Genomic DNA, 26875 nt, shown 5'->3' on the forward strand with positions numbered 1-26875 from the left:
TTGGCTTGCCTTCCGCCTCAGAGGCGCGGCATCAACTCTGCAAGCGACTTGAACCGGTCATAGGCTTTGTTTTCGGCTGCGCTCCACCCGGCCTCTGCAATGGCGCTGAGGCGCGGAAAGATCATGTGATTGCGCCGGGCCATTGTGGTCAGATGCTCACTCCAGACGCAGGCCTGCACACCTTTGAGCCGCCCCTGAAGCACTGGGTCGCCATTGTCGGCCTCAAACGCATAAGTCTTGTCGAGCGGGGTGAAACCCGCCCAGCTGGCGCCCGGTGCATACCACGCATCCGACAGCGCCATATCAAGGTAGTAGGCCTGCCCAGGCGTGCTGATGACGTCATAGCCTTCTTGCGCCAGCTCCGCGGTTTTCTCGATTGTGGTCCAGGCAAACAAAAGGCTGTGCTCGGGATCAAGACCACCGCCATGGGCCACCTCTTCCCAACCGCCAAGCTTGCGACCAAGCCCCGCCAGATAGGTCTGGATGTGACGCAGGAAATAAGCCTGCAATTGCGGCGTGTCCTTTAGACCCGTTTCGCGCATCATCGCCTGCGCTTTGGGCGATTGCATCCAAGCGCCCTCGGCCACCTCATCGCCCCCCACATGAACGACCTCAAACGGGAAGATCTCGCAGACCTCGGCCAAAACGGTCTCGGCAAAGGTATAAGACTCCTCGATCGCCGGGTTGAGCGCGTTGTTGGCAAACCCCTGCACCGACCAGTAGCTCTCGGGCTCTTCGGGATCGACCAGATCAGGCAACGCGCCCAGAACGCAAGCACAGTGACCGGGCACGTCGATCTCCGGCATTACTTCGATGCCGAACTGCGCGGCGTGTTTCACCACCTGACGGGCCTCGTCCTGGGTGTAAAAACCGCTCTGCCCGGTCATGTCTGGGCCAAGCTGCGGCAAGACGGGCAGGTCCATGCCGGTATGTGCGGCGGTCTCAGTGAGCTGCGGATAGGCTTTGATCTCCAGCCGCCAGCCTTCATCGTCAGTCAGGTGCCAATGGAACCGGTTCATCTTGTGCCACGCCATGATGTCCACGTAGCGCAGAACCTGATCGAGCGGGTAAAACTGGCGCGAGACATCCAGATGCGCACCGCGCCAACCGTGGCGGGGGGCGTCCTCGATCTCTCCGCTGAGCGGCACGCCATAGCGCTGAGGCTCAGCGTGGGCATGGGTGAGCATCTGCGCCAGCGACACCAGACCGTAAAACAGCCCCCGCCCGCTGCCGTGATGCAGGGTGGTTTTCCCTTCGTCCCAAGTGATACGATAGCCATCTGCGGGGAGTGTCTGATCCGGCGTAATGCAGAGCAGTGCCACGTCCTCCTTGGCGGTCAACACAAACGGTGTCGGCGCAAGCGGATGCAAACGGCGAGTCAGCTCAGAGACGCGCGATACCAACTGCATCACCGCTGCGTCATCACTCTGAAGCGCGAGATGCACAGGGGCGGTCTCAGCCCAGTTCGAGATAGCGACACGCTTGGGTTCGGGCAGAATCCCGCATGTTAGAGCCGCATTTTGCACAGCTGTTGCGTGACCTTCCACCACAGAGGCCTGCAAGTCCCCGGCAAATGCCAGCACGAGCGTGTCATCCTCCAAGAGGACTCCCGCTGATTTTGGCCCCTCATTGGAATGAAGCGCCGGACGGGTGAGGCTATGCTCCGTGAACCGCCAAGTCTCTCCCGGTGCGAGCACGAATCCCTCGTCCGAGGCGTATTCGTGAAAGTTTGCCTGCCGCCGCACAAGCCGTGCCCCGGTGCAGTTCGAAGGCCGCAAACACCGCGTGAGCGTTGCGTAAACGAGGCGCGGGTTGGTCACGGGGGTTGTGCCACAATTGGTCAGCGCGAACTCCATCGCGCCTTCTTCGGCATGCCAGAGGCTATCGAGGTGAAAATGCATTTGAACTGTCCTGTTGGGTCTATGTTCTGGAGCGTTCAGACGAGGGCATTGTCAAAGACACCGTCGTCTGAGTTCGGGATGACCACCGCGCCGCAGGCCTGTTCGTAAAAGGCCACCGGGCCTGCCTGACCGATGATGCCATAGGCAAACCCTTCGTCCCGAAGACGATGCAGCGCGGCCAGCAAGAGCGCCTTGCCGAGCCCCTTGCCACGGGCCTCCGGGTCGACGCCGGTCGGGCCAAAAAAGCCCCGGCAGGTGACGTCGAAACAGGCAAAGCCCAAAAGGCGTGATCCTTCGGTGGCAATCAGCACCCGCGAGGGCCGTGCAGCCAGTGCTACGGTACATTCATCGACCCATTTAGAGCTGAAGTGCTGACCCACGAAGGCAAGGAGCACATGCGATTCAAACGGCAGCGCAGGGCGGATTTTGATGTCGGGTGCAAGATCCGGCATCCGCGGAAGGCGATAGAGCGGCACCAACATGTCAGGCATGGGCAACCTCCGCGTGTTCCGCGATCACATGACCGGGAGAGACCTCGCGAAAGGCCTGCACATCATGGGCGCTCTGTCCGCGGACCCGCCGCGCCTCGGCGGCAAAGCCCGCATCGCTGCCGGTAAGACGCAATTCCGGGTCGGGAACGGCAGCGCGCAGAAGTTTCGTATAGCCATGTTGCGGCGCACCGACGACCCGTGCTGTGGGGCCGCGCTCGACCACCTGGCCGCGAAACATCACCGCCGTGTCTTCGGCGAGATACTCGGCGGTGGCAATATCATGGGTGATATAGAGGAGCGACAGCCCGTGTTCGTCCTTCAGGCGCTGCATCAGACCAAGGATGGATTTTCGGATCGACACATCGAGCATCGAGGTCGGCTCATCCGCCACGATCAGACGCGCCTTGACCGCCAGTGCGCGTGCGAAATTCACCCGCTGACGCTGCCCGCCGGACAGTTCATGCGGGAACTTTGCGGGCGTCGAGACGGGATCCAGTTCCACATCCTCAAGGATCATGCGCAGGGCCGTTTCGGGGTCTGCGTCGGGCTGGTGCAGCGAGAGCGCGCGCAACAGGTGGTGACGGATCGTATGCGCGGGGTTAAGCGCCGAAAACGGATCCTGAAACACCATCTGAACCGCTTGCCGGTAGCGCATCTGATCCGCGCGTGTGGTCAGCTCGGCGATATCTTGGCCCTCAAAGAGGATCCGCCCTGAGGTTGGCGTGTGATGCCCCACGATCATCCGACCCACGGTGCTTTTGCCCGAACCGCTCTCCCCGACCAGCGCCAGCGCACGGCCCGGCATCAGATCAAGCGAGACATTGCGCAGGGCATTCACTTGGGTTGCGCGGCCAAAGGCGGGGCGCAGGGTAAAGGTCTTGCTGAGGTTCTCGAGGCTCAGAATAGGCGTCTCAGACAGCATGGCGCGCTCCTTCCGGGCGTTTGGCGAGGATCGGCATCGCCTCCCACAGGCTGCGGGTGTAGTCGTGGCTTGGGTTGGTCACGATCTGCGCGGCGGTGCCGATCTCGACGATCTCGCCCGCGCGCATGATGCCGATGCGATCCGAGATCTGCGCCATCAGGGCGATGTCGTGGGTGATGAACAGAACCGAGAACCCAAGCTTGTCCTTGAGGCGCAGCACCTCTTGCAGGATCTCCCGCTGCACCACCACGTCAAGCGCCGTCGTTGGCTCATCCATGATAATAAGCTTGGGCTGCAAGGTGAGCGCCAGCGCAAGCGCCACCCGCTGCCGCATCCCGCCCGACAGCTGATGCGGGTGGGCGTGCATGCGGTCTGCGGGGATACCGACCATTTCCAGCATGTCGGCGGTACGCGCCATGGCGTCTGCCTTGGTGATCGTCCCATGCGCGCGCAGCATGTCGTAGAACTGACGAAAGATCGTCATCACCGGGCTCAGAGAGTTCATCGCGCTCTGGAACACCATGGAGACCTCCGACCAGCGCCAGGCACGCAAATCCTTGTCAGAGAAAGACAGGACATCGCGCCCCTCAAAGAGGATGCGCCCCCGGCGCACCAAAGCCGGCGGTTTGTGCAAACGCATCAGCGCATAGGCCACCGTGCTCTTGCCACAGCCGGACTCGCCCGCAAGACCAAGGATCTCATTGGGCTGGATCTCAAAAGAGATGTCCCGAACGGCGGTAAAAGGCGCGCCTGCAGTCAGATAATCGACCCGCAGGCCCTCGACGGAAAGAAGGGCGCTCATTGCTCGGCCTCCTGCATGCGTTGGCGCAGCAAGCGCTTTTCGATCCGCAGCGCCTTGGCGACATTGCCAAGGGTGCGCATCCGGGGGTTTGCGATCTCGTCCACGCCGAAGTTCATCAGCGACAGGCCGACACCGATCAGCACGATCGCCGCACAAGGGGCCAGAACCTCCCACCATGCGCCAACCATGATCGCCGAAGCGGTCTGCGCATTATAAAGCATGGTGCCCCACGACAGGGCCAAGGGGCTGCCAAGGCCGAGGAATTCAAGCGTGGCCTCGGTGATGATGGTGAAAATGACGGAGCCGATAAAGTTGAACCCTATGATCGACAGCAGGTTCGGCAGCATCTCGACAAGGATCATCCGCCACGTAGGCTCTCCGATCATCGCGGAGGCCTGAATAAAGTCGCGGGTCTTGAGCGACATCGCCTGTGCACGGGTGACGCGTGCGCCCCAGGCCCAGGAGGTCAGACCGATAATAAGCGCGATCGCCCAGGGTCCGACCTGACCGAGGAAAGCGGCCAGAACCAGCAGGAGCGGCAGTTGTGGCAGCACCAGAACCACATTGGTAAAGAAGTTGAGGATATCATCCACAAGGCCGCCAAAATAGGCAGCGGTGATGCCGATGAAGGTGCCAATCGCGGTCACGATCAGGCCGGCAACAATCCCCACCATCAGCGAGGTACGCGTGCCCCAGACCAACTGGCTGAACACGTCGCGCCCCATGCGGGTGGTCCCGAGCCAGTGTTCGACCGAGGGCGGCTGATGCGGACGGCCCACGCGGGCAATGGGATCAAACGGTGCGATCAGGGGCGCGGCAATCGCAATCGCCACATAGATCAGCACGATGGTGAGCCCGATAGCGGCCTTGCGATTGCGCAGAAAGGTACGAAGGAGATCTGACATCAGGCCCTCTTCAGTCGGGGGTCAAGGAAGACGTAGGCCAGGTCCACCGCGAGGTTCGCGAGCAGCATGGCAAGTGTCATGATGAGAAGCTGGCCCTGGATCAGCGGGAAATCCCGCCCCACGATGCCGAGGTACAAAAGGTTGCCGACACCCGGATAGTTGAACACCACCTCGGTAATGAGCGAGCCACCAAAGAGTGCCCCGAAACTAAGCGCCAGCGCGGTGACGGATGGCAGCAGTGCGTTGCGAGCGGCATAGGCATAGCGCACGCGCGCATCGCTCAGCCCCTTGGCTTCGGCCATGGCGAGGTAGTCCTCGCCCAGTTGCCCGATCATGTTGTTGCGCATGGTGATGAGGTAGCCGCCGATCAGCACCACGCTCAGCGTCACCACCGGCAAAAAACCGTGATATGCCACGGATGAGATGAACTCCCAGCTCCAACTTGGGTCGAGCTTGGGATCAAAGGCGTAGGAGGTCGGGAAGAAGCGGTTGCGCACCGCAAGGAAATAAAGCCCGCAGAGCGCGACGACCACGGCCGGAACCGACTGCAGCGCAAGCGCGGTGGGTGAGGCGATCACATCCGTAAGCTGCCCGCGCCGCCAGGCTGCCAGCACGCCCAGAAGGGTGCCTACGGAAAAGGAAATCAACAACGCCGCCCCCGTCAGGAACAGGGTCCACGGCAACGCCTGCGTCAGCACATCGGCAACCGGCATCGGGTAGAACTTGATCGACAACCCAAAGTCCCAGGTGAAGATCGAGCCAAGATAGGCAAAATACTGTTCGTGCAACGGTGCATCGATGAACCCGAAGGTGGCCATCAGCGCCTCGCGCGCTTCGGGTGCGATCATGCCACCGGAGTTCGCCAGCATGATATCCGCCGGGTTGCCGGGCAACAGGCGCGGGATCATGAAGTTGAAGGTCGCGGCCACCAGAAAGGCAACGGCATAAAAGCCGAGCCGCTTCAAAAGAAAACGCATCAGGTCAAACCATCTGTCGGGAGGGGAGTGTGGGGCGCCAAAAGCGGGACCACTCATCAGATGAGCGGTCCCGAAGGTCGGGGAGGAATTACTCGACCGGGCGCAGGTTCAGGAGGTGGATCAGACGGGCCGGGTTGGTTTTGTGAACCACCGGGTTGGCCACCGGGTTGTCAGCGTTGAAGAAGCCTTCGAAACGCTTGGTGTTGTACTGATACCAGCGCGGGTTGTTGAACACATAGGCCAGCGGCATGTCTTCACCGACGATCTCTTGTACATCGGACATGATCGCCATCTGCTTGTCGGTGTCGCTGGTCTGGGTGAAGGCATCCAGAAGGTCGCTCAGCTCTTCGTTGTAGTACCGCGACGCGGCAAAACGCGACTTGGCCTGATTAATCTCGTGGAGCGAGTCCAGATACTGGTTGAAGGGGGTCGCACCAACACGAACCGAGTTGATCGCCATGTCATAGTCGCCCTTGATCAGCTTTTCGGTCCAGATCGCGGATTCAGGTGTTGAGACATTGGCCTTGATCCCGGCTGCATTCAGGCCCTCGACCGCGATCTGGCTGCTGTTGACCCAGTCGGTCCAGCCGTTGGGCACGATGACTTCAATGTCGATCTGCTCACCGCTTGGGGTTTCCACAAAGCCGTCACCGTCAATGTCCTTGAACCCGGCCTCGGCCAGCTGTGCCTTGGCGCCCTCGATGTCATATTGGGTAAACGCGCCAAATTTGTCCTCGACTTCGGGGTTGTTCCACGCGTGATAAGCGCGGCCCAGACCAGAGGGATACTGGTTGATCGTCGGATAGCCATAGCCTGCAATTTCCACCATCGCTTCGCGGTCGAAGGCCATCGACACCGCGCGGCGGAAGGCGACGTTGTTCACGGCTTCTTTGTCGCCGGCTTCTTTGGCCTCGAAGTTCATGTAGAACGCCACGAGAGAGCCTGCGGGCAGCCAATAGCTGTGATGCTCGGGGTCCTTGGCGACAAAGGTGTTGTCGATGTCGGGCAGGAAGGACCCCATCCAGTCCAGTTCGCCATTCGCGGCCGCTGCCAGCGCCTGATCGTTGTTGGCGATCTGCGGGAAACGCATGCAGTCGACCTTGAGGCTCTCAGCGTCCCAGTAATTGTTGTTGCGGCACTGGATGTATTCCTGCGGCGTGAAACGGCGGATCTCTGTCAGCGGACCGGACCCCACGGGATCAGGGTTGGTAAAGGTCACGGGATCGGAGACGTTGCTCCAGACGTGTTCGGGGACGATTGGCACACGCACGATCTGGTACATGGCCTGGCTTGAAGGGGTGGAGAGGTTGAACTTCACCGTCATCTCGTCGAGTTTCTCGACACCAGAGAGCATCTGCGCCATGCCGACGCTGTCGAGGGCCGGATCGCTCAGCGCCAGATCAAAGGATTTGACCACATCATCGGCGGTGAATGCTTCGCCATCGGACCACTGAACGCCATCGCGCAGGGTCACGGTGATGGAACTCAGATCATCGGAATACTCAAATGCGGTCGCCAGACGGTAGATCGGCTTGCCGCCGTCGAGCGCGTTGAAAATGATCAGCGGCTCGTACATGAAATGCATGACGGACGGCGCCGCGGTGGTCTGGTTGAACGGGTTGAAGTTCTCCACCCAAGCGGTGACCTGTTCCGGCAACGCGCTCAGCACGGTTTCCTCTGCCTGTGCGGCAGTGGTCCAGAGCGCAACCGAGGCCAAGAGCCCGGCGGTAGCAGTGAATTTCATGTTGTGTCTCCCTGTGATGACGGGTTTTCCCGCCTCGTGTCATTCCCCGTTCCCGCCCGGTGAAGGGCGCCCACGGAGCAAACCATGGGGGGCATTTGATCTCCTCACCAAACGCCGGGGATGTTCCACAATGAAGTCCGCGCTGCCCTCACAATGGTACCCGAAAAATCGGAAATATCGTCAAAACGCTGCGCACGCCGTTTTGACGTATCGCAATAGACAAGTCATTCCAAACTGTTAGAGACCCTTCTAGAGATTTATGCCTGCGCCGGGTTCTGTCCTCTCCCCTTGCCTCAGGTGAGGCTAGACCGCAGGATCGCGCAGATTGCTACCAAAAGAACCGGAGCCACCGTGCCGCTACAGGGAATTCGCGCTCGCCTTTTGTTCACCTTCCTCCTCGCGTCCGTTTTGCCGCTGACGCTGGGCGGGATGGTGTTTTATCGGCTGGTCAATCAGACCATCGCCACCGAGACCTTTCAGAAGGTAGCCTTTGTGCGCGATGCCAAGGCCAGCGAGATCATGCAGTATATGACCTACGCGCGCAGGCAGGCGGAAAACCTCGCCCAATCGGCCAATGTGCGCTACTCGGTCGGAGAGTTTTACGGCTTCAGCCATGCGCTTCGGCAGATGCAGGGCACGCCCGAGGAAGCCGGTGCCAAGCTGCGCAATATCTTTGATATTGATGGCCCTGCAGCGCCGCCTTCGGGGATTGGCAGCGAAGACCGGCTGCTGCGCGAAGCTTTGGAGTATTCCAACACTCACCGCCGGTTTCATGCGGGATTCCTCGACTTTCTGAATGAGGCCGAGTTCGACAATCTCTATCTCGCCGATCGCCACGGGCAGGTGGTCTACTCGGTTCACAAGGATCGCTACCTCGGGCGCGTGCTGCAGCCGCAGACGCCGGGACTGGGACAGGCCTATACACGCGCGGTAAACCAGCCTGGGTTTGATCCGGTGTTTCAGGATTATGCGCGGGACGCGGTGACCGGTCAGCTTGTGGCTTACCTCGCGGTGCCCGTGCGGCTCCATGGTAGTAATAAGGGCGCGATGATCCTACGGATGCCTCCGAACAGCCTGCACCGTCTGATGATCGAAAGCGAAACCGCCCTCACCGTGCTGTCGTCGCAGGGCACTATCATCGCCACCAGTGCGCCACCTCCAGACAATGCCACCGAAAGCCTTCCTGAAGCGATGCGTGCTAGCGAGGGTGTCGCACTGCTTGAGGCTGGCCTCTCCGGTGATCCGTCGCTTTCGGCCTGGCGTGTGTTGGAGCCCCCCTTCCCTGCATGGACCGTCGTCGCCGAGGCGGATCGGGATGCGGCATTCGCCAACAGCAGCCAGCTGCGAAACGCATTGTTCCTGATCGGCGCGGTTGCCGTCACGGGGCTTGGGCTTTTGTCATTTGTCTTTGCGAATGCGCTCACCCGCCCGGTTCGGCGTCTCTCGGAGGCGGCCAGCGCGGTTGCCACCGGCAGTCTGAATGAGGCCCTGCCAGAATACGAGCGCCCAGTCGAATACGCGCGCCTTTCACGCGCAGTGAACCAGATGCGGCGCGCTCTGCGTGACCAACTGGATATGATCCGGGACAAGAACGCGGAGCTGCAGGAAAACCTGCGCCAGATAGGTGAAAAGAACGCCAAACTCGAGGAGGCGGACCGGATGAAGGATCGCTTCCTCGCCAATACCTCGCACGAGTTGCGCACGCCGCTAAACGGCATCATCGGCATCCTCGAGACGCTCGAAGGCGGGGCCATGGGCGATATGCTGCCCGCGCAAGCCAGCCAGTTACGCCTGATCACCTTCAGCGCGCGCCGCCTGTCGCGGCTTGTGGACGATCTTCTGGACATCTACCGCATCCGCGAGGGTCGGATGCGGCTTGATCTGCAACCGGTGGATGCCTCGCACGCGTTGCGCAATGTGCTGCAACTCCTGCAACCGACCTTTCAGGTGGATCCCGCCAAATTCCACGTCGATCTCCCCGGGGACTTGCCTGCCCTAACCGCGGACCCGGTGCGCTTTGAACAGATCCTGTTCAACCTGCTGTCAAATGCGGTGAAATACGGTGGTGGCAGCGAAGTCTACATCACCGCCGAAGAGCGCCCATCTGGTCATGTGGCGCTGGCGATCCGCGATCACGGTCCCGGCATTGCCGCCGACAGCATGGAACGCATCTTTCACCCGTTGGAACAGCTGATGCCGGATGGATCCGGGCAGGCCACAGGCACCGGACTGGGCCTGACGATCGCGCGCCACCTGGCCGATCTGATGGCGGGTAGCATCGAGGTCTCGAGCACCCCCGGCGAAGGATCGGAATTCCGGGTGGTGCTGCCGCTGTCTGACCTGCCCGCCGTGGCACCGCTTGAGGAGTGGCTGCCAAACCCGCCCGCCCCGGTGCCGATGATGCACACCAAACCGGGCGAACCCAGCCCGATTGCGCCGGATGGTTCGCCCCTGATCCTTGCCGTGGATGACGAGCCGATCAATTTGCAGGTCCTGCAGAATGTCCTTCTACCGCAGGGATACCGCATCACCACCGCCCGCAACGGCTCCGAAGCGCTGCGCAGCGTGGCACAGGAGCGGCCAGACCTTATTGTGCTCGATGTCATGATGGCGGGATTGAGCGGCCTCGACGTCGCCCGCGATTTGCGCCGTCGTCATGGGCTGCATGAGTTACCGATCATCTTGCTGACCGCACGCGGCCGCACCAGCGATATGCTGGCGGGGTTTGAGGCGGGGGCAAACGACTATGTGGTGAAGCCCTTTGTCAAAGACGAACTACTGAGCCGTATCCGCACCCTTCTCGAAGCCAGCCGGGCGCGCAGCCGCGCCGAAGAGAACCGAGAACTGAAAGAAGAGATCGAGCGCCGGATCCAGATCGAGGACGCCCTGCGTCTGTCGCAACGGCGGATGACGCAGCTGCTCGATGTTTTGGAGGATGGGCTGATCTGCATCAACGCCCGCGGGGTCGTCACCTATGTCAACGAAGCCGCTCAACAGGTGCTGAAGCAGCGTGTGACTGTGAATCGTAGCCGGCTCAGCGATGTCCTGCCTCAGGACGTGCTGGCGCCGCTCGAACAAACGGAGGTCGAGGACGAGCCGATCCATATGGAGATCACCCTGCGCGGCACCTCCCATCAGGTCAGCCTCTTTGCCATGCTGCCCGAAGCGGGTGGCGGGCGGGCGGTGCTCTTTACGCAGGCGCAGTCCTCGCGGGATCAGTTCGTCCACTCCCTGCGCGATGTGGTCGACACGTCGCTGCCCTCGCTGATCCCCGGCGACGTAACCGAAGACGCCAGCACCACCCCAGGCGACACCTATCGCGACACCATCGTCACGCTGATGTCGGACTCGCTGGACATCTGGAGTGCGGCCACGGGAAAGGGCAAGATTGACTTTGCCGAGACCAGCGGCATCTGGCGGGTGAATCTCGACAAGACATCTTTGCAGACGCGCACACTCGACAAATATCTGCTGATCGAAACCCTGCCCGACAATCCGCGCTGGCGAGATGTTCTAAAAACCGTGAGCTTTGTGCTCTCTCTCAAGGAACGCGAGACCGCAGACCCGGCGCTCGCGCAGCGGTTCGAGGCACTGGAAACCCAGCTTGAAGCATTTCGTACTCTGATCGCCCAACGCGGGTGACCGTTTCAATCCCCGAGCGGCTGAGGTCCAGTGCGACCGTGATAAGCGGTGAGCGAGGCCCGGATGCGGCGCAGGTTCTCTGTCGTGGCCGCTGTCCGCGCCTGCGCCACGGACATCGCAAGCGCGTCGACGATCACCAGATGCGCATAGCGCGACGCGGTGGGCTTCAGAATGTCGGGATCTTCGGGCAGATCGGCTTCGATCGCGACTGTCGCTTCTTGCGCCAATCGGCTGCCTGGTCGGGCGATCGCCACTACGGTCGCACCATAGCCGCCGGCAATCGCTGCAGCGCTGACGATCTCATCCGCCGCGCCACTAGCAGAGACCAGCAGCAGGACGTCCCCCTTGACCAGGGTTGCGGCGCGCATTTGCAGCAAATAGCTGTCAGAGATCGAAACGGCTGGAATACCAAGCCGGAACATACGGTTGGCCGCCTCCTGTGCAACCATGGTCGAGCCCCCGCCAACCCCGGCCACAACAATCTGCCCCGCCGCGGCCAGGGCCGCCGCCGCCGCATCCAGCCGTTCTGGCACCAGCTGCTGACGCATCACATTGACGGTTGCATAGAGCGCGCCGAGCACCTGATCGACAGCGCCTGCACCACCTTCGGGAACCTCGCGCTGACTGGGCGCGAGGTATTGCAGGCTCACGGCGAGATTCTGCGCCAGCCGCAGCTTGAACTCGCGAAAGCCATCACAGCCCATGCTCCGACAGAAACGCACAACCGTCGGCGTGCTGACCCCCACTGCGCCCGCCAGCTCGGCAATCGTCATGTTGGAGATCTCTTCAAGGTGCGCCGAAACGAAGTCCGCGACCTTTTGCTCGCGCGCGGCAAAACTGCCGTTCAACTCCCGCAGGTTGGAGATCAGATCGACTGCTCCCTGCGTGGGACTGTTCTCAGGTGCCATCTGGCTCTCCCGTAATTTCATCCCGTGATTCTGTACCTAAGATACATTTTCAGGTCAATTCGAGCCCGATTTCTTCGTTTCAGCGTCGATATTTGTAGCTTAGTAACAAATAATGCTTGACTGAACGCCTACCTGCTCCTGAATATGTACCTAAATTACAAATCAGGGAGTCATCATGATCGGGGATTTTGCAGGGCGGCTCAGCCACCAGATCAATCGCGGCACGGAAGTGATCCTCGCCGCGTTGATGGTGGCGCTGGTGCTCGACGTCTGGATTGGCGTTGTGGATCGCTACTTCTTTCACTGGCAACTGCCCTGGCCCGAAGTCCTCGCGCGATACCTGATGATCTGGGCTGCGATGCTCGCTGTGTCATCGGGGATCGCGCGGCGCGAACATATCGGACTGACGGCTGTGCTAATGATCCTGCCTGCCCCTTTGCGTCGTGGCATGCTGATCCTCATCGACCTGATGACCTTTGCCCTGTTTTTCTACGTCCTGTGGTTCGGGATCGGCTTTGCAGAGAGTGGCGCCAAACGGCAGGCGATGATCCTGGGCGCGACTTTGCAGCCCTTTTACATGGCGATCCCGGCCGCCGCGGCGTTGGCCTGCGTGCAAGTCGTCCTGGTGATGATCCGCGATGCAGGCGGCCAGCTCGACCTCAATGACACCGATTCCAAGGAAGGAGCAGGCGCATGATCGTCGGCATCTGTTTTGTCGTGCTTCTCGCAGTTGGCATGCCCATCGGCTTTGCCATTGGTCTTGCGGGTGTCATCGGGATTTTCACCATGGGGGGCGGCAGCACGTTCCTTGCAATTGGACCAAGCAAGATCTTCAACGGGCTCAATATTTTCCCGTTCCTTGCGATGCCGTTCTTTATCCTGGCGGGCGAGATCATGAACAGCACCGGGATCACCGGACGATTGGTGAAGCTGGCCGAGGTGCTTGTGGGCCGCTTTCGCGGTGGCCTTGCGCATACCAACATGCTGGCGTCGGTCTTTTTTGCGGGTCTTACCGGGTCTGCGACTGCGGATGCGGCCGCCTTTGGCCGTACGTTGGTGCCCGCGATGGTGAAACAGGGCTACAAACGCGATTACGCCTGCGCGGTCACGGCTGCCGGGTCAATCATCGGGCCGACCATTCCTCCCTCCGGGCTGATGGTGGTCTATGGCTCCTTGATGGGGGTCTCGATTGGCGGGTTGTTCGCAGCGGGATTGCTGCCGGGCCTGGTGATCTGTGCGGTCTGCATGGGCGTTATTGCCATTGGCGGCAAACGCGAAAACCTGCCCAAAGCAGCGCGTGGCGCAAGCTTGGGTGAAGTATGGCGCACCTTCCTGTCGTCGATCACCGCGCTTTTGATGCCGATCATTATTCTCGGCGGTATTCTGGGCGGGATCGTCACCCCTACCGAAGCAGCCTCCATCGCCGTGGCCTACGCCCTCTTTATCGGCTTTTTCGTCTATCGCACGCTGACCTTCCCGGATCTCTACGGGATGCTGATCCGCACCGCGCGCATTACCGGGGTGATCTTCGTGATCATCGCCTTTGCGAGCATCCTCGGCTGGTGGATGAGTTTTGAGCGCATCCCGCAGGCCATCGCGGGCAGCGTGCTGGGCCTGTCGGAAAACCCCTATGCGGTGATCGCGATCATCATCTGCATCCTCCTGGTGATCGGCATGGTGATGGACATCACCGCGATCCTGATCATCCTCGGCCCGGTGCTTGTGCCGCTCACAGAGCAAATCGGACTGGAGCCAATCCACGCCGGGATCATCTTTGTGCTAGCGCTCAACATCTCCTTGATGACGCCCCCCGTTGGGGCCTGCCTCTTCGTATTGTCGTCGGTGACAGGCGAAAAGCTCGAGCGGATTTCGGTGAAGCTTGCCCCCTTCTTAATCGCGGAAGTGATCATTCTCTTCCTCTTCGCATTCTGGGAGGACGCGGCTCTGTTGCTGCCGCGTGCGCTCGGATTTGCCCCCTAACCGGGGCCAAACAACCCCACCTTCAAAAACCAACAGTGAGGAAAAACAAATGAAATCAGTCCTGAAGACAGCTGCCGTTGGCGCGATCGCCGCCCTGACCGCAAGCTCCGCCATGGCCGGTGGCACCATCCGCTTCGGCCACGACAACAAGACCGATCCGTTTGAAAACCCGGCTCACGCCTGTACCGCCGTGTTCCAGAACATCGTCACCGCAGACACCAACGGCAGCGTCACGGTCGAAGTCTTCGGTTCCAACCAGCTTGGCACTGCAGCAGAGCACGTCCAGCAGGTGCGCGATGGCGTCATTCAGGCAACACTCACCTCCACCGGTGCGCTTGCGTCTTATTATCCTCGCATCGACGTGCTGAACCTGCCGTTTGCATTTGCCAACAACGCCTCGACCTATTCCGTGTTCGACGGTGAATTCGGCGAGGCCCTGGCCGCGGACATCGAAGCCGAGCTCGGCGATGTCGTTGTGCTTGGTTTCCCGGACACCGGCGGCTTTTTTGCGGTGACCAACTCTCAGCGCCAGATCGCGAATCTTGAGGATTTCGACGGCATCCGCATCCGCACCATGACCCTGCCGAGCCACCAGAAGATCGTGCAGGCGCTTGGGGCCGAGGCCTATCCGCTCAGCTGGGGTGAGGTCTATTCTGGCCTGCAAACCGGCGTAATTGACGGTCAGATGAACCCGGTGCCGATCATCTCCTTTGCGAACTTCGCAGAGGTGCAAAAGCACATGACGCTCACCAACCACCTGTTCTCGCCCTACACCTTCATGGTCAACAAGGCGTTCTATGACGGTCTGACCGAAGCGGAGCAGAACACCCTGCACACCGCCGCCGAAAGCTGCGTCACCGCGAGCCGCGGCCTGTCGCGCATCATCGAGGCATCCGATCGTGGTCTGGCGGGTCTGATGGACAAGATCGAAGTGACCGCCCTCTCCAGCGAGCAGCGTGCCGCGATGGCCGGTGCCACACAGCCCGCGTTTGAGACCCATGTGGCGGAGAACCTCGACGCCAAGGCTGGTGAACTCCTGGCGCTCTTCAAATCCGAAGTCGGGAAGGCAAACGACGCCTCTTATCTCGACTAACGGTCCCCGACCGGGGCGTGGGTTCGCTCACGCCCCGGAACCTCAATTTCAAGGATTTGTCTCATGCGCGTCTTTTGCGCTTCTCTTGCCACAGAAACCAATACGTTCTCGCCGCTGCGCACCGATTTCTCTGATTTTGCGCAAAGCTTCTATGCCCCTCCCGGAGAACACCCGGAGACGCCAACGCTGTGTTCCGCCGTGTTCCCAGCCCTGCGGCGGCGCGCAAAAGCGGAAGGTTTCACCCTGATCGAGGGCACCGCCACATGGGCAGAACCCGGTGGTCTGGTCAGTGCGGCAACGTGGGAGCATCTGCGCGATGAGGTGCTGGGTCAGCTGAAGGCGGCCCTGCCCGTGGATGCCGTCGTGCTTGGTCTGCATGGCGCAATGATCGCGGATGGCTGCGTGGATTGCGAAGGCGAGTTGATCGCTGCTGCCCGCGCGCTGGCTGGACCGGAGGCCAAGATCGGCGTGAGCTTTGACCCCCACAGCCATCTCAGCGCCAAGCGCGTGGACAATGCAGACGTCATCACGGTGTTCAAGGAATTCCCCCATACCGATTTTGTCGAGGCGGGCGAAGCCTGCGTTGAGCTGACACTGCGTGCGGTGCGAGGCGAAATCACGCCTCGGATCTCGGTTTTTGATGTGCGCATGATGGATGTGCTGCCGACCAGCATCCAACCCATGCGCGGCTTTGTCGACAAGATCGTGGAACTGGAGGCGCGCGCCGAGATTCTCTCGGGATCTGTCATTCATGGGTTCATGGCGGGCGACAGCCCTGATCTCGGTGCCAAGGTCATCGTGATCTCGGACGACGACGCGAGCAAAGGCGACAGGATCGCGCGAGAACTTGGTCTGGAGCTCTTTGGTTTTCGCGGACGCACAAAACCTGATTTCTTGCCCGCGGCCGAGGCGCTGCGCCGAGCCGACACCAGTTCCAACACCCCGGTTGTGGTGGCCGATGTCTGGGACAATCCCGGCGGCGGGGTGGCGGGGGATTCTACAATTTTGCTGCGCGAAGTTCTCAAGCAGAACCTCGATGGGGTGGCCTTTGGCACCATCTGGGATCCAATGGCCGTCCGCCTGTGTTTCGCCGCAGGCGAGGGCGCCACGCTTGATCTGCGCTTTGGCGGCAAGACATCGGCCCATGCGGGCGCACCTGTGGATGCAACTGTCACAGTGATGCGCCTTCAACGCGACGCGGTGCAGAGCTTTGGCACCTCGGTTGTGCCGCTTGGCGATTGCGCGGTGATCCGGATTGGTGATCTCGACATCGTCCTGAACACCAATCGCAGCCAGACGTTCTCGCCCGATCTCTTCACCAATCTCGGCATTGATATTGCGCAAAAACGCATCGTGATTGTTAAATCGACCAACCACTTCCACGGGGCCTTCGCGCCTGTCGCCGGAGAGATCCTCTATGCGGCCGTCGACGGCCCCTACCCGAACGACCCCGCGCGCACGGATTATACCCGCCTCAAACGCGCGATCTGGCCGCGTGTCGAAACCCCGCATGCCGAGGAGACAGCCTGATGACCCTGCCCATCGATACCCCTGCCGTTCTGGTCGATCTGAACGTGGCAGAGGCCAATGTGCGCGCCTTCCAGAGCTATTGCGACCGGCACAGCCTCAAGATGCGCCCTCATATCAAAACCCATAAGCTGCCACAGCTGGCCGAGTATCAGATCGCGCAGGGAGCTATTGGCATCACCTGCCAGAAGATCACCGAAGCCGAAGCGATGGTCGCGGGCGGCGACATGCGCGACATCTTGATCACCTATAATATCCTCGGCGCAGAAAAGGTCGCCCGATTGCGCGCCCTCTCTGAACGGGTGGCGCTCTCGGTGGTGGCAGACAATCTCACTGTGGTGGAGGGGCTGAGCGCCGGGTTTGCCGGCGCGAATAAACCCCTGCCGGTGCTGGTCGAATGCAACACCGGAGCAGACCGATGTGGGGTGGAAACACCCGAGGCGGCGCTCGCGCTCGCGCAAGCGATTGACGCGGCGCCGGGGCTCAAGTTTGCAGGGCTGATGACCTACCCTCCGGTTGGCGGTGCCGCAAAGGTCACCACATGGCTCGCCGAAGCCAAGGCCCGGATAGAGGCCACGGATCTGACGGTGGAGGTGATTTCCTCGGGCGGATCGCCCGACATGTGGCAAGCACATGAGATGCCGCTCGCCACGGAGTACCGGGTCGGCACCTACGTCTACAATGACCGCTCGCTTGTGACACGCGGCATCTGCACCTGGGACGATTGTGCCCTAACCGTTCTGGCCACGGTGGTTTCCACCCCTTCCGCGACCCGCGCAGTCATTGATGCTGGTTCCAAGGTTCTAACCTCCGACCTGCTTGGGCTGGAAGGCTATGGGCATGTTCTGGGGTATCCCGACTTCATGATTGATCAACTGAGCGAGGAACACGGGCGGATCACCTCGGCGCAGCCCACCGGGCTACGGGTCGGCGATCAGGTTCGGATTGTGCCGAACCACGCCTGCGTTGTCGCCAATATGCTCGATCATATCACCCTGATGCGCGCGGAAGAGGTCGCAGGTCAGGAAACCGTCGCGGCACGGGGGCAAGTTTGGTGAATACGCCTCAGATCCTCTGTCTTGGTGAGCCGCTGGTAGAGTTCAACCAGACCCCCGAAGGCCCCTTTGCCATGGGGTTTGGTGGCGATGTCTCCAACGTCGCCATCTCCGCCGCCCGTCACGGCGCACAGACCGGGTTGATCACCCGCGTGGGCGATGATCCGTTTGGCGCAGCGCTCTGCGATCTTTGGGCCAACGAAGGCCTTGTAACTGATCATGCAGCGCGTGCTCAGGGAGAGGAAACAGGGGTCTATTTCGTGACCCATGATGCCAGCGGCCATCATTTCACCTACCGCCGCAAGGGCTCTGCCGCATCGCGCCTGACACCTCAAGATCTGCCGATGAACGCCCTACAGACCTGCCCCATTTTCTACGCCTCTGGCATCAGCCTTGCAGTGTCATCGAGCATGCAGGATGCGGTCATCGAAGCCGCCCAACAGGCGCGCGCTGGTGGCGGTATTTTTGCCTTTGACCCCAATCTGCGCGTGGCGCTCTGGCCGCTTGAGGTCGCGCGTGAGACCACGCATCGCTGCATGCAGATCTGCGACGTGGCCTTGCCAGGGCTTGAGGATGCGCGCCAGTTGACCGGCCTGCATGATGCCAAGGACATCGCCAGCTTTTATCACGAGCTGGGACCACGCATTGTCGCACTGACGCTTGGCGCCGAAGGTGTTCTGATCTCAGTCGAAGGCACGCAGCGCGTTCTTTCCGGGCACCGGGTCGATGCCAAGGACGCCACCGGCGCAGGCGATTGTTTCAACGGAGCGTTCCTCGCGACCCTCTTGGCCACGAACGATCCTTTTTCAGCGGCAGAGCACGCCAATATGGCGGCGGCTCTGTCGACCACTGGATATGGCGCTGTGACGCCGATCCCAACCCTTTCCCAAACCCGCAGCGCGCTTGAAACCGCTCAGCGGGCCTAAACTCCCCAACTATCAGGAGACTCCTCATGACTATCGAACGTATCGGCGCAGAGCGCACCGGCGCAGGTGGACAGAACCTGCCGTTTTCCCCTGCCACCCGCGCGGGTGACTTCGTCTTTATCTCTGGTCAGGTCGCGATGAATGAGCGCGGTGAGATCGAGCCCGGCGGCATCGAGGCGCAGACCAAGCGCACCATGGAAAACGTGATTGCCGTGCTGGCCCAGGCGGGTTGCACGCTGGATGACGTGGCAAAGGTGAACGTGTGGCTCGATGATCCCCGCGATTTCTGGACCTTCAACCGCGTCTACGCGAGCTATTTCCCCAACGGCGCGCCATCGCGCTCCACTGTGCGCTCGCAGCTGATGGTGGATGCAAAGATCGAAATCGACGTCACCGCCTATAAGCCGCTGGGCTGATCCCGCGCCACGTCACGCAACGATGCACAAAAAACGGGCCGCCCGATGGGGCGGCCCGAATTCTGTCTGGAAGGCGCGTTTGACTTAGTCTTTAGGACCCAGAGCCGAGAGGCCTTTCAGAATATCGATGGCGTAGGCCAGCTGATAATCCTGTTCACGCAGTTCTGCGGCTTTTTCAGCCTTCTCGCGATCCGCTTCGATCTGGCGCACCTCATCCTCGGAGAGGCTGTCATTGTTCAGACGACCACGCAGGTCCGCCTCTGAACGGGGACCAAAGGCGCTGCTGGCGGGTTCATCTTCCTCAGCCTCGGGGCGGCGACGCGGCTGCGCTACAACGATGTCCGGGCTGACACCCAGTGCCTGAATGGAGCGGCCAGAGGGCGTGTAATACCGCGCGGTGGTGAGGCGCATGGCTCCGTCGCTGCGGAGGGGCATCACGGTCTGAACCGACCCTTTGCCAAAGGATTTGGTGCCCACAACGATCGCGCGGCGGTGGTCTTGCAGCGCGCCGGCGACAATCTCGGACGCGGAGGCGGAGCCACCGTTGATCAGCACCACAATCGGCTTGCCACCAACCAGGTCCCCCGGCGTTGCATTGAACCGCTCGCCATCCTCGGGATTGCGACCACGGGTAGAGACGATTTCACCGCTTTCAAGGAAGCTGTCGGCTACGCTGATCGCCTGGGTCAGCAACCCGCCCGGGTTGTTGCGCAGGTCAAGCACGATGCCGTTCACGTTGTCCATGCCGCCCAGCGCCTCGACTTGCTCTTCGAGCTTGGCCTCGAGGTTGGGCGTGGTCTGTTCATTGAACGTCGTGACCCGCAGCACCACCGAGTCCCCTTCGGTCCGACCGCGTACAGCCGTCAGCTTGATGGTGTCGCGAATAATGGAAACATCAAAAGGCTCGTCTTCGCCTTCGCGCACGATGGTGATGATGATTTCAGACCCCACCGGGCCGCGCATCAGTTCGACCGCTTCATCAAGTCCAAGCCCCAACAGGCTCTCGCCATCCACATGGGTGATAAAATCGCCCGCCTCGACTCCGGCTTCGTCTGCGGGTGTGCCATCCATCGGCGACACCACTTTGACAAAGCCGTCTTCCTGCGTGACTTCGATGCCAAGGCCACCGAACTCCCCACGGGTCTGCACCCGCATCTTGCTCGCATCATCAGGGGACAGATAGCTAGAGTGCGGATCCAGGGACTGCAGCATGCCGCCAATCGCCGCCTCGATCAGCTCTTTTTCGTCGACCTCTTCGACGTATTGCGCCCGAATGCGCTCGAAGATGTCACCAAACAGATCGAGTTGCTCATAGACGGTTGTGTTATTGCTCTCCTGTGCCAGCAACGGCGCTGCCACGTAGGTTGTTGCCACAAAGCCCGCAAGCGTCCCGCCCAGAGCCGCCATCGCAAATTTCTTCATCTCTTGCCTATCCACCTTGCCCTGTCCGGAACCACGTTTCAGGGTCCACGGGACTGTTTTCCATTCTGACTTCTATATAGAGCGTTTCCGAGCGACCAGTTCCACCCCCTTCACCGCTAAGTGACAAAATCGCGCTGCTCGCTGCCACCTCGCCGCCCATCAGCCCGACGGGCGTGCCTTCCGGGATCACCTGTCCTGCCTCGCCAAAGACTTCGGCAAGCCCCGACAGGATAAAGAGCGTGTCCGGCTGCGGCTCCAGAATCACCACATTGCCGAGATCCAGAAGCGGGCCAAGGTAGCGGATCGTCGCCGCCGTGGGCGTGCTAACAAGAGCGCGTGGACGCGTTGCCACAAGGATGCCCGCGCGGGCGACCCCGGCGGCGTCCTGCTCTCCGTATCCGCGCAACAGCAACCCCTCGACCGGAAGAGGCAGATCGCCCCTCAAGTCGGAAATATCAGCGCCATTCGGTTCGACTCCACTGGCTTCGGCAATGAGCGTCAGCCCATCGGCAAATCCGGTGAGCGTCTCGGTCGAGGAAATCAGGATAGCAGTCTGCACCGGATCCTCGATAAAGCGTTTGGGCAAATCCTGCCGATCAGCAATAGCGGTCGAGAGCGCCGCCCGCGCGGCCTGCACCCCTTGCAGCCCCTTCTCAAGTTGCAGGGCTGCGCTTTGCTGCAAATGCCGCAGATCGCGCACCTCCTGGAGGTCATTTCGCAGCGCATCGGCACGCGCTTGCAGGCCCGGTGTCACCTCTGCCAGCATCATGGCAGAACGGGCCGCCCCCAATGGACCGGATGGGTGCAGCATCAGCACCGGTGGAGTCGACGTCTCGATCGTGGTGATCACGCCAAGAAGATCGGCCACCTCATCCTCTCGGGCCTTCAATTGCGTGGTGAGCTGGGTTTCGCGCCGCGCCACCCGGCGCAGCCCCTCGCGCATGGCCTGAAGCCCGGCCTCATAAGCGCGAACGGTTTCCGTGAGCGCCTTCACCCGATCATTCGCGCTCTTGGCAGCATCAAGGCGTTCGGACGCCTCTTCGAGCGCCACCGCCGCCTCGAGGGCCGCATCGCCCGGATCCTGAGCGACAGCAGGGACGGGCAGAGCCATGCAAAGCCCCAGTGCCAGCATCATCGCACGCAACGACGTCATACGAGCAGGCTCTCTCCGGTCATCTCTTCGGGTTGATCGAGCCCCATCAGTGCCAGAAGCGTCGGCGCGAGATCCGCAAGCCGCCCATCCTTCAGCGCTGTCCCCTCTGGCCCACCAACAAGCGCCACCGGCACGAGATTGGTGGTATGGGCCGTATGTGCCCCTCCGGTTTCGGGATCAACCATCAGCTCGCAGTTGCCGTGGTCGGCGGTCACGATCATCGCCCCGCCTGCATCTTTCAGGGCCGCGACAACCTCGCCAAGCCCCTGATCCACCGCCTCGCAGGCCTTGATGGCTGCATCGAGATCACCGGTATGGCCGACCATGTCGGGATTGGCGTAGTTGGTCACGATGAGGTCATAGCCAGCCCGGATGGCTTCGACGAATTTCGCGGTGACTTCTGGCGCAGACATCTCGGGTTGCAGATCATAAGTCGCCACCTTGGGCGATTTGGGCATAAAGCGATCTTCGCCTACCTCGGGGGTTTCCTTGCCACCATTGAGGAAGAAGGTCACATGCGGGTACTTTTCGGTCTCGGCGAGACGGAACTGGCGCTTGCCCTGTTTGGCCACCCATTCGCCGAGCGTGTTGACGATGGCGCGCTTGGGGTAGGCAGTGGTCATATAGGCATTATGACCCTCAGAATACTCCACCATTCCCAAGAGCGCCGCCAGTGCAGGACGCGGACCGGTGTCGAACTCGGCAAACCCTGGCTCACCAATAGCGCGCAGAATTTCCCGCGCGCGATCCGCGCGGAAGTTCAGGCAGAAGAAACCGTCTCCTTCCTTGATACCATCAAACCCCTCGACCACCGTTGCCTTGACAAACTCATCAAGCTCATCGCGGCCATAGGCATTTTCGACGGCGTCCCTCGCGGTGGCGGCGGTGAACTGACCGGCGCCCTTTACCATCGCGTCATAGGCCTCAGAGACCCGCTCCCAGCGATTATCGCGGTCCATGGCGAAATAACGTCCGGTGACGGTGGCAATCTGCGCGCCCGGCGCCATCCCGGCCTCCAGTTGATCGAGATAGGTGAGCGCAGATTTCGGGGCCACGTCACGCCCATCGGTGATCGCGTGCAGCCAGACCGGGACGCCCGCATCGCGGATCGCTTTGATCGCAGCCAGGATATGCGTCACATGGCCATGCACGCCACCATCCGAGACCAGCCCCATCAGATGCGCAGCACCACCTGTCTCTTTCAGCTTGGCGATGAACGCCTGAAGCGCGTCGTTATCGTAGAAAGACCCATCTTCGATCGCGAGGTCGATCTGACCCAGATCCATCGCGACCACGCGACCCGCGCCGATATTGGTGTGGCCGACTTCGGAGTTCCCCATTTGCCCGCTTGGCAGGCCGACATCTGGACCATGCGTCACAAGCCGCGCGGTCGGGCAGCTCTGCATGATCGCATCCAGCGTCGGTGTCTTTGCAAGATAGGGCGCATTCGCAGGCCCCGGTTCGGCGCTGCCCCAGCCATCAAGGATGCAAAGTACAACGGGTTTGGGTGTGGTCATGGCGCGTCTCCGGTTGGCGGGTGCGGGTTTCGTGTCGGGTTCTACAACCTGTCGCACGATTGGGAAACCGGGGAGTGCGCAATCCGCAGCATTGTGCGCCCTGCCGGTGTGTTTTTGCGCATGTCACGCCGTCTAAGCAGGAGCCGAAGCCGCAAGATCCGGGTCGCGGGCCAGCCCACGGGATTGCTAGCCAATGTCCTGACACGCAGCAACAGGATCGCGCCTATGCCCCACATCATCGCCCTGCCCACCAATACCGTACGCGCATATCAGAGCGGTCAGGCAGACGCCTATGGCCAGACACCGAAGCGGACACTTTCAGACGGGGGCGGCAACCCCTGTCGTCACTGCCTGCGGTTCATTCCCAAAGGCGCCAAGATGCTGATCCTTGCGCATCGCCCGTTTCCCGCGCCACAGCCCTATGCGGAAACCGGGCCGATCTTTCTCTGTGCCGAGGCCTGCACGCGACACGACAGCGATATGGTGCCAGAGATTTTCACCCGCTCGCCCGACTACCTGATCAAAGGCTATTCTGAGGACGACCGGATTGTCTACGGCACCGGGGTCGTTATCCCAAAGGAGCAAATGATGGCGCAGGCAGAGAAAATCTTTGCTGATCCGCATGTGCGCTATATCCACGTCCGGTCCGCACGCAACAACTGCTATCAGGCCCGGATCGAGCGCTGAGCCTCAGAGCGTCTTTGACATCGCGTAGTTGTGGATCCTGACGCCTCGGCGCTCAAAATCGCGCCGGTGGTCCTCGGCAAATCCCTGGCGCAAAAAGAAACGCCGCGCGGCCTCGCTGGCTTCGACAAAGAGCGAGGCCAGCGCGAGGCTGCGCGCCTCATGCTCCAGTCGCGCATAAAGCGACGCACCAATGCCCGCACCGGCAACGTCAGGCGCAAGATAGAAGCAGTCGATATGCCCGTCGGGTTCGAGCTCGATAAACCCTTGCGCCACATCTTGTGTATCGGCAGCAACCCAAATGCGGCGCCCGTCTTGCGCACGTTCCAGCACGCGGTCAACGGGGGCAGGTTCCGGGCTCCAGGCAGCGCATTGTTCCGGGGTGTAGTCGCGCGCGCCCACCTCATGCACAGCGGTGTGAAAAATGCGGGCCCAATCGACAGCATCACGGGGTTCAAACGGACGGATCTGCATCAGCATCAGCGGGACTTTGTCAGTGCGAGGAAGACATCCTCGAGGTCGGCTTCTTCGGTTTTGACGTCACGGATTGAAATCCCGGCGGCCCGCACCGCTTCGAGCACCGCCTCGGCCGACGTTTCATTGCTGTGATAGCGCAACACCACGGCCCCATCGCCGCGCAGTTCCGCCTCAATCCCAGGCCCTTCTGGCAGGGTCGTCACTGGGGCGGCAGGCTGCACCACCATGGCGCGGGCATCCAGACGGCCCAAGAGGTTCGCGGTCGAGTCCCGTGCCACCACTTCGCCCTGATTGATGATGGCGATCTCGTCGCACATCTCCTGCGCTTCCTCGAGATAATGCGTGGTGAGGATGATGGTCATGCCCTGCGCGTTCAGCTTACGGACGTTCTCCCACAGCATCTGGCGCAACTCGATGTCCACACCGGCGGTAGGTTCATCGAGCACCAGAATATTGGGGCGATGCACCAGCGCCTTGCCCAACAAAAGCCTGCGCCGCATGCCGCCCGAGAGCGTACGCGCATAGGCTTCGGCCTTGTCCTCCAGCCCGATGAGTTTCAGGATGCCGTCGCTGTCTCGCTCGGATTTTGGCACGCCATAGAGCCCCGCCTGCACCTCCAGCGCCCCGCGCGGGGTAAAGAACGGGTCGAGGTTCAATTCTTGCGGCATCACCCCGATCGAGGCGCGGCTTTGACGGGGATTGGCGTCCTGATCAAAGCCCCAGATCGTCACCTTGCCCGACGTTTTCAGCACCAGACCGGCGAGGATATTGATCAGCGTCGATTTGCCCGCGCCATTTGGCCCCAGAAGTCCAAAGACCGATCCACGCGGCACGGTGAGGTCGATCCCCTTCAGTGCGTGCTTCTCGGGCTGGCCTTTGCGGCCCTTGTAGGTTTTGCGCAAAGCTTCAATACGGATTGCCTCGTCAGTCATCGCGGCTCTTGCCCCCGGTATTTCCATGGCTCATAAAGCCCCTAACGCATTAGCCAGAGGATCGCCAGCGATGACCATTGAAGCGCCGGAAACCAAGATCGTAGACAGCTACCGTGTCGCCTGCGACGGAGGCGAAGGCGCGCTGGGGCATCCGCGGGTCTATCTTCAGATCCCCGAGGACGAGGGCTTTGTGGAATGTCCCTACTGCGATTGCAAATACATCCACCGGGATTTTGAAGGCAAAGTCGCCTAAGCCAGGCCTGCCTGCGCTTTTGATCCGCACCCGGGTTCGTTAGTCTGCCGGACATGGCAGAGCTGTTGATCATATATCATTCCCGCACCGGCGGCAGCCGGCAGATGGCCGAGGCCGCTTATGCGGGCGCTTCGAGCGAGGGGTCCGCGCGTCTGGTCCACGCCGAGGAGGCCGGGCCGGAGGATTTGCGGGCGGCAAGCGGCTATCTGTTCTGCGCGCCAGAAAACCTCGCGGCGCTGTCTGGTGCGATGAAGGAGTTCTTTGACCGCTGTTACTATCCCGTTCTGGGTCAGCTAGAGGGCCGCGCGTATGCGCAGATGATCTGCGCCGGATCGGATGGCGAGAGCGCCGCGCGGCAACTGGCACGGATCGCTCAGGGCTGGCGGCTGAAGCCGGTGCAGGAACCGCTGATTATCTGCACCCACGCACAGACTCCGGAGGCGATTCTGGCCGACAAGGTCATCCCCGAGGAAGAATTGCAGATGTGCCGCGGCTTAGGTCAGGCCATGGCAGCAGGCCTTGTGATGGGAATGTTCTAAATCTGTCGAACTGACAGATGGGCCAATACCCTACCTGAAGGCCACAACGATGCATGCGTGCAATATATCACAGTGCGGATCGGCGCTCTTTCAGGCCATTCAAAGCATCACATAGCTGATCAAAATGGCCCCCTGCCGATTGCAGCCGCTGAATGAGGTCCCAACCGCCCCAGACCTGAAACGCCTCGGACGCATTTAATTCACCTCTCCCCCAAATCGTGCCGGGCTTCGCGCGATCATAGGAAAAACTTGCGTTTCCATAGCTGCCGTCCTCGCAGATAAATTGAGCAGAACCACTGGCATCTGCTGTACTTAAAATCTCCCATTTTCCGCGGCACGCTACGCCATCTTGGGTCTTTCCCTCGATATTGCCCGACAACCATCCAAACGTCGCCCCACGGATGCTTTGCCCATTTTCGAAACAGGCCAAAAGCGGTGTACAGTGGTCACTCCGACCCGGGTTCGAGGTGCAACCAGACAAGAAAGCTGCCGCCTCGGAACTTGAGGCTTCGCGTTGGCAGGATGTAATCAAGAGACCGCTCAGGCCGAGCAGAGTGATTGCAGTGACGCGACGGATCGGAGATAAGGCGGATAAGAACATCTGGGAAA

General features: G+C 61.1%; 25 protein-coding genes. 11 read left to right on the forward strand and 14 right to left on the reverse strand.

The window, feature by feature from the left end; genetic code table 11:
- Positions 1–17: 17 nt before the first annotated feature.
- The 7 genes from TM1040_RS18140 to TM1040_RS18170 all read right to left on the reverse strand — a co-directional run bounded on the left by TM1040_RS18140 (position 18) and on the right by TM1040_RS18170 (position 7742).
- Complete coding sequence (locus TM1040_RS18140; RefSeq protein ID WP_011540053.1) at positions 18–1901, reverse strand: beta-N-acetylhexosaminidase; 1884 nt, start codon at positions 1899–1901, stop codon at positions 18–20.
- Positions 1902–1936: 35 nt separating this feature from the next.
- Positions 1937–2392 carry a GNAT family N-acetyltransferase gene (locus TM1040_RS18145; protein ID WP_011540054.1) on the reverse strand — a complete coding sequence of 152 codons (456 nt, stop codon included), beginning with the start codon at positions 2390–2392 and terminating at the stop codon, positions 1937–1939.
- Positions 2385–3314 (reverse strand): ATP-binding cassette domain-containing protein, encoded by a 930-nt coding sequence (locus TM1040_RS18150; RefSeq protein ID WP_011540055.1) that lies wholly within the window; start codon positions 3312–3314, stop codon positions 2385–2387. Before TM1040_RS18150 ends, TM1040_RS18145 begins: the two co-directional genes overlap by 8 nt.
- Entirely contained in the window at positions 3304–4116 is an 813-nt protein-coding gene (locus TM1040_RS18155) for an ABC transporter ATP-binding protein (protein ID WP_011540056.1), read from the reverse strand. Before TM1040_RS18155 ends, TM1040_RS18150 begins: the two co-directional genes overlap by 11 nt.
- Positions 4113–5021, reverse strand: coding sequence for an ABC transporter permease (locus TM1040_RS18160; protein WP_011540057.1), 909 nt, complete (start codon positions 5019–5021; stop codon positions 4113–4115). Before TM1040_RS18160 ends, TM1040_RS18155 begins: the two co-directional genes overlap by 4 nt.
- Positions 5021–5998: an ABC transporter permease gene (locus TM1040_RS18165; protein ID WP_044026931.1), complete on the reverse strand. Its 978-nt coding sequence runs from the start codon at positions 5996–5998 to the stop codon at positions 5021–5023. The genes TM1040_RS18160 and TM1040_RS18165 overlap by 1 nt, the downstream gene beginning before the upstream one ends.
- A gap of 88 nt (positions 5999–6086) precedes the next feature.
- On the reverse strand, positions 6087–7742 hold the full coding sequence (locus tag TM1040_RS18170) for an ABC transporter substrate-binding protein (protein WP_011540059.1): 1656 nt from the start codon (positions 7740–7742) through the stop codon (positions 6087–6089).
- Between the two features lie 351 nt (positions 7743–8093).
- On the opposite strand from TM1040_RS18170, the gene TM1040_RS18175 reads away from it, so the two are divergent.
- Positions 8094–11384, forward strand: coding sequence for a hybrid sensor histidine kinase/response regulator (locus TM1040_RS18175; RefSeq protein WP_011540060.1), 3291 nt, complete (start codon positions 8094–8096; stop codon positions 11382–11384).
- A gap of 5 nt (positions 11385–11389) precedes the next feature.
- On the opposite strand, the gene TM1040_RS18180 is transcribed toward TM1040_RS18175, so the two are convergent.
- Positions 11390–12292 carry a MurR/RpiR family transcriptional regulator gene (locus TM1040_RS18180; RefSeq protein WP_011540061.1) on the reverse strand — a complete coding sequence of 301 codons (903 nt, stop codon included), beginning with the start codon at positions 12290–12292 and terminating at the stop codon, positions 11390–11392.
- A 175-nt stretch (positions 12293–12467) separates the two neighbouring features.
- Here TM1040_RS18180 and TM1040_RS18185 point away from each other — a divergent pair, with 175 nt between their 5' ends.
- The 7 genes from TM1040_RS18185 (at position 12468) to TM1040_RS18215 (ending at position 19289) form a co-directional block, all read left to right on the forward strand.
- Positions 12468–12989, forward strand: a complete 522-nt coding sequence (locus TM1040_RS18185; protein ID WP_011540062.1) for a TRAP transporter small permease — start codon at positions 12468–12470, stop codon at positions 12987–12989.
- Complete coding sequence (locus tag TM1040_RS18190) at positions 12986–14272, forward strand: TRAP transporter large permease (protein WP_011540063.1); 1287 nt, start codon at positions 12986–12988, stop codon at positions 14270–14272. The genes TM1040_RS18185 and TM1040_RS18190 overlap by 4 nt, the downstream gene beginning before the upstream one ends.
- 49 nt (positions 14273–14321) lie before the next feature.
- Positions 14322–15365: a DctP family TRAP transporter solute-binding subunit gene (locus TM1040_RS18195; RefSeq protein ID WP_011540064.1), complete on the forward strand. Its 1044-nt coding sequence runs from the start codon at positions 14322–14324 to the stop codon at positions 15363–15365.
- 63 nt (positions 15366–15428) lie between these two features.
- Positions 15429–16895 carry a M81 family metallopeptidase gene (locus tag TM1040_RS18200; RefSeq protein WP_011540065.1) on the forward strand — a complete coding sequence of 489 codons (1467 nt, stop codon included), beginning with the start codon at positions 15429–15431 and terminating at the stop codon, positions 16893–16895.
- Entirely contained in the window at positions 16895–17950 is a 1056-nt protein-coding gene (locus TM1040_RS18205) for a D-TA family PLP-dependent enzyme (RefSeq protein ID WP_011540066.1), read from the forward strand. Before TM1040_RS18200 ends, TM1040_RS18205 begins: the two co-directional genes overlap by 1 nt.
- Positions 17947–18873, forward strand: a complete 927-nt coding sequence (locus TM1040_RS18210; protein ID WP_011540067.1) for a sugar kinase — start codon at positions 17947–17949, stop codon at positions 18871–18873. The genes TM1040_RS18205 and TM1040_RS18210 overlap by 4 nt, the downstream gene beginning before the upstream one ends.
- 26 nt (positions 18874–18899) lie before the next feature.
- Positions 18900–19289 (forward strand): RidA family protein, encoded by a 390-nt coding sequence (locus TM1040_RS18215; RefSeq protein ID WP_011540068.1) that lies wholly within the window; start codon positions 18900–18902, stop codon positions 19287–19289.
- Between the two features lie 84 nt (positions 19290–19373).
- Here the strand turns inward: TM1040_RS18215 and TM1040_RS18220 are convergent, their stop codons facing one another.
- Genes TM1040_RS18220 through gpmI form a run of 3 tightly spaced genes read right to left on the reverse strand, consistent with a single transcriptional unit; the run spans position 19374 to position 23381 of the window.
- On the reverse strand, positions 19374–20711 hold the full coding sequence (locus TM1040_RS18220; RefSeq protein ID WP_011540069.1) for a S41 family peptidase: 1338 nt from the start codon (positions 20709–20711) through the stop codon (positions 19374–19376).
- A gap of 7 nt (positions 20712–20718) precedes the next feature.
- Positions 20719–21864 (reverse strand): murein hydrolase activator EnvC family protein, encoded by a 1146-nt coding sequence (locus tag TM1040_RS18225; RefSeq protein ID WP_049763253.1) that lies wholly within the window; start codon positions 21862–21864, stop codon positions 20719–20721.
- Positions 21861–23381 (reverse strand): 2,3-bisphosphoglycerate-independent phosphoglycerate mutase, encoded by a 1521-nt coding sequence (gene gpmI / locus TM1040_RS18230; RefSeq protein WP_011540071.1) that lies wholly within the window; start codon positions 23379–23381, stop codon positions 21861–21863. Before gpmI ends, TM1040_RS18225 begins: the two co-directional genes overlap by 4 nt.
- 225 nt (positions 23382–23606) lie before the next feature.
- Here gpmI and TM1040_RS18235 point away from each other — a divergent pair, with 225 nt between their 5' ends.
- Positions 23607–24068: a DUF1203 domain-containing protein gene (locus TM1040_RS18235; RefSeq protein ID WP_011540072.1), complete on the forward strand. Its 462-nt coding sequence runs from the start codon at positions 23607–23609 to the stop codon at positions 24066–24068.
- 3 nt (positions 24069–24071) lie between these two features.
- On the opposite strand, the gene TM1040_RS18240 is transcribed toward TM1040_RS18235, so the two are convergent.
- Both TM1040_RS18240 and TM1040_RS18245 read right to left on the reverse strand, forming a co-directional pair.
- Positions 24072–24545, reverse strand: a complete 474-nt coding sequence (locus TM1040_RS18240) for a GNAT family N-acetyltransferase (RefSeq protein WP_011540073.1) — start codon at positions 24543–24545, stop codon at positions 24072–24074.
- Positions 24545–25474 carry an ABC transporter ATP-binding protein gene (locus tag TM1040_RS18245; protein ID WP_044026936.1) on the reverse strand — a complete coding sequence of 310 codons (930 nt, stop codon included), beginning with the start codon at positions 25472–25474 and terminating at the stop codon, positions 24545–24547. The genes TM1040_RS18240 and TM1040_RS18245 overlap by 1 nt, the downstream gene beginning before the upstream one ends.
- Positions 25475–25544: 70 nt before the next feature.
- Here TM1040_RS18245 and TM1040_RS18250 point away from each other — a divergent pair, with 70 nt between their 5' ends.
- Positions 25545–25727, forward strand: coding sequence for a zinc-finger domain-containing protein (locus TM1040_RS18250; RefSeq protein ID WP_011540075.1), 183 nt, complete (start codon positions 25545–25547; stop codon positions 25725–25727).
- A gap of 53 nt (positions 25728–25780) precedes the next feature.
- On the forward strand, positions 25781–26266 hold the full coding sequence (locus TM1040_RS18255; protein ID WP_011540076.1) for a flavodoxin family protein: 486 nt from the start codon (positions 25781–25783) through the stop codon (positions 26264–26266).
- A gap of 67 nt (positions 26267–26333) precedes the next feature.
- On the opposite strand, the gene TM1040_RS20110 is transcribed toward TM1040_RS18255, so the two are convergent.
- Positions 26334–26867, reverse strand: coding sequence for a hypothetical protein (locus TM1040_RS20110; RefSeq protein WP_011540077.1), 534 nt, complete (start codon positions 26865–26867; stop codon positions 26334–26336).
- Between the last annotated feature and the right edge of the window lie 8 nt (positions 26868–26875).

It is taken from the genome of Ruegeria sp. TM1040, assembly GCF_000014065.1.
Classification (GTDB): Bacteria; Pseudomonadota; Alphaproteobacteria; order Rhodobacterales; family Rhodobacteraceae; genus Epibacterium.

What these genes read in the sequence shown, in the direction of transcription:
- TM1040_RS18140 (WP_011540053.1), bottom strand. Translation starts at nt 1,901, where the DNA reads ATGCATTTTCACCTCGATAGCCTCTGGCATGCCGAAGAAGGCGCGATG.
- TM1040_RS18145 (WP_011540054.1), bottom strand. Translation starts at nt 2,392, where the DNA reads ATGCCTGACATGTTGGTGCCGCTCTATCGCCTTCCGCGGATGCCGGAT.
- TM1040_RS18150 (WP_011540055.1), bottom strand. Translation starts at nt 3,314, where the DNA reads ATGCTGTCTGAGACGCCTATTCTGAGCCTCGAGAACCTCAGCAAGACC.
- TM1040_RS18155 (WP_011540056.1), bottom strand. Translation starts at nt 4,116, where the DNA reads ATGAGCGCCCTTCTTTCCGTCGAGGGCCTGCGGGTCGATTATCTGACT.
- TM1040_RS18160 (WP_011540057.1), bottom strand. Translation starts at nt 5,021, where the DNA reads ATGTCAGATCTCCTTCGTACCTTTCTGCGCAATCGCAAGGCCGCTATC.
- TM1040_RS18165 (WP_044026931.1), bottom strand. Translation starts at nt 5,998, where the DNA reads ATGCGTTTTCTTTTGAAGCGGCTCGGCTTTTATGCCGTTGCCTTTCTG.
- TM1040_RS18170 (WP_011540059.1), bottom strand. Translation starts at nt 7,742, where the DNA reads ATGAAATTCACTGCTACCGCCGGGCTCTTGGCCTCGGTTGCGCTCTGG.
- TM1040_RS18180 (WP_011540061.1), bottom strand. Translation starts at nt 12,292, where the DNA reads ATGGCACCTGAGAACAGTCCCACGCAGGGAGCAGTCGATCTGATCTCC.
- TM1040_RS18185 (WP_011540062.1), top strand. Translation starts at nt 12,468, where the DNA reads ATGATCGGGGATTTTGCAGGGCGGCTCAGCCACCAGATCAATCGCGGC.
- TM1040_RS18190 (WP_011540063.1), top strand. Translation starts at nt 12,986, where the DNA reads ATGATCGTCGGCATCTGTTTTGTCGTGCTTCTCGCAGTTGGCATGCCC.
- TM1040_RS18195 (WP_011540064.1), top strand. Translation starts at nt 14,322, where the DNA reads ATGAAATCAGTCCTGAAGACAGCTGCCGTTGGCGCGATCGCCGCCCTG.
- TM1040_RS18200 (WP_011540065.1), top strand. Translation starts at nt 15,429, where the DNA reads ATGCGCGTCTTTTGCGCTTCTCTTGCCACAGAAACCAATACGTTCTCG.
- TM1040_RS18205 (WP_011540066.1), top strand. Translation starts at nt 16,895, where the DNA reads ATGACCCTGCCCATCGATACCCCTGCCGTTCTGGTCGATCTGAACGTG.
- TM1040_RS18215 (WP_011540068.1), top strand. Translation starts at nt 18,900, where the DNA reads ATGACTATCGAACGTATCGGCGCAGAGCGCACCGGCGCAGGTGGACAG.
- TM1040_RS18220 (WP_011540069.1), bottom strand. Translation starts at nt 20,711, where the DNA reads ATGAAGAAATTTGCGATGGCGGCTCTGGGCGGGACGCTTGCGGGCTTT.
- TM1040_RS18225 (WP_049763253.1), bottom strand. Translation starts at nt 21,864, where the DNA reads ATGACGTCGTTGCGTGCGATGATGCTGGCACTGGGGCTTTGCATGGCT.
- gpmI (WP_011540071.1), bottom strand. Translation starts at nt 23,381, where the DNA reads ATGACCACACCCAAACCCGTTGTACTTTGCATCCTTGATGGCTGGGGC.
- TM1040_RS18235 (WP_011540072.1), top strand. Translation starts at nt 23,607, where the DNA reads ATGCCCCACATCATCGCCCTGCCCACCAATACCGTACGCGCATATCAG.
- TM1040_RS18240 (WP_011540073.1), bottom strand. Translation starts at nt 24,545, where the DNA reads ATGCTGATGCAGATCCGTCCGTTTGAACCCCGTGATGCTGTCGATTGG.
- TM1040_RS18245 (WP_044026936.1), bottom strand. Translation starts at nt 25,474, where the DNA reads ATGACTGACGAGGCAATCCGTATTGAAGCTTTGCGCAAAACCTACAAG.
- TM1040_RS18250 (WP_011540075.1), top strand. Translation starts at nt 25,545, where the DNA reads ATGACCATTGAAGCGCCGGAAACCAAGATCGTAGACAGCTACCGTGTC.
- TM1040_RS18255 (WP_011540076.1), top strand. Translation starts at nt 25,781, where the DNA reads ATGGCAGAGCTGTTGATCATATATCATTCCCGCACCGGCGGCAGCCGG.
- TM1040_RS20110 (WP_011540077.1), bottom strand. Translation starts at nt 26,867, where the DNA reads ATGTTCTTATCCGCCTTATCTCCGATCCGTCGCGTCACTGCAATCACT.